The sequence below is a fragment of the Ralstonia sp. RL genome (assembly GCF_001683835.1).
In the GTDB taxonomy this organism is placed as follows: Bacteria; Pseudomonadota; Gammaproteobacteria; order Burkholderiales; family Burkholderiaceae; genus Ralstonia; species Ralstonia mannitolilytica.
Genome location: NZ_LWRX01000029.1, coordinates 1 through 1,491, shown reverse-complemented (window position 1 = coordinate 1,491; position 1,491 = coordinate 1). Strand labels below are relative to the sequence as shown.

General features: G+C 64.8%; 1 protein-coding gene. It reads right to left on the bottom strand.

Annotation, left to right across the window (positions count from 1 at the left end; genetic code table 11):
• The coding region (locus tag A6M56_RS03765) for an HIRAN domain-containing protein (protein ID WP_286757774.1) at positions 1-1,468 on the bottom strand (1,468 nt) is incomplete at its 3' end.
• Positions 1,469-1,491: the final 23 nt, after the last annotated feature.

Here is a 1,491-nt window from a genome sequence, read left to right as displayed (position 1 = left end):
GTGCTTCTCGTTCTTTGGTGGGAGATTCGACACCGAACATCACCTGCCGCCATGGTTCCGCTTCAGGCTCGATGGCTGCAATGCGTGCGGACAATCTTTCGCCGGCATCAAGCCGTCGCGCAATCTCAGCATTATGCGGACGCGGCACGTAGCCGAGCTGTTGCTCCTGCCAGTCCAGGCGCACCGCGAGCGGGTCGTGCGGATTGTCCGGCTCACGCACGAGACCAAGCGGCTGGCCGGATGCGAGCCGGTCGAGGAGCGTGGGGCCCGCGTGGTACTGGAAGCCGGCGACATGGTCGAGGAGGACGACCTCCGGCGGCAGCTGCGTGAAATTCAGCCAGGCGCAGACCTGTTCAAGCTGGCGATGCAGCCGTTCATCCTGCCACGCCTCGTCGTCTTGCTGTCGCGTGTATTCGAAACCAACCTCGAACTGATCGCCAATCTGCATCATTTCGCTGTGGCGGGCGCGGATTTCGGGCGCATTGAGGCGCGCCTCGATGCGCTGTGCCCAGGCGCGCACGGCCTCATTCACGTCTGCATTACACGGGCCGCGCAGCTGAACCAGCCGATACCACGATTCGCTGTCGTCCTGCAGATGGCGCCCCAATTCATACTGCGCCGTCGCGCGGCTACCATCATGTAGGCGCAAAGAGAAGATTCGGTCGCCCACCAGACATTCTGACCAGTAGCTGGCGACGCAATGGTGCATAGCCTCGCCTTCGCGGGCGAGTGCTCCCGGTGTCAGCAGCTCCTCCGCCCGGTTTCCCTGTTCTTCGACGACACCCAACAGGGCGGGCAAGCGGACGTCTGTCTGCCACTTGCTCCAGTCAGTGGCGTAGCGTTGATGCCAGCGCCTCGACGCATCCAGCAATCCCACCAACCCATGACAAGCGAGCCAACCGGCGGCAAGCCGCCCCTGCGACGGGCCATGGCGCCGACCTGTGAGCGCGGCTGCCCGTGCGTGCGCGGCGCGCAGGAAGTCCTCGCAATCGGCCAGGGCCGGATGCAGGTTGCCGTAGCGCCGCGCCGCCGTCTCCCAGGTGCGGCTCCAGCCCAGACGGAAAGCCCCGCGATGCACTTCCGGCGGCTGCGGCAAGGGTTGGCCATGATCGTTTTCACCGAGCAGCGCGAAGTAATTGGCGAGATACAGCTGCCAGTGCTCGAATTCAGCCAGACTCGGCCGCTGATTGGCCGGCAGCGCATCAAGGAGCTTCAGCCAGCCTTGCAGCAGCTTACCATCGCGCACCGGCCACATTGCTGCGCACAGCGGCGAGCGCACGAGACCCTTTGAGATGCCGTAATGTTGAGCCAGCGCGCCGGCCAGATCGCGTCCGGCGTCGATGGTCGCCTCGACCATTGCGTCCTTTTCCCGCCAGGCATGGCGCTTGCCGTCGCAAACATTCGGCGAATCGTGCAGCGTCAAAAGAGTCGGCGCCACCAAAACGGGGAAGCGGGTGATCGCCTGCATGCGCCGTTCGCGCAGCTCGGGCG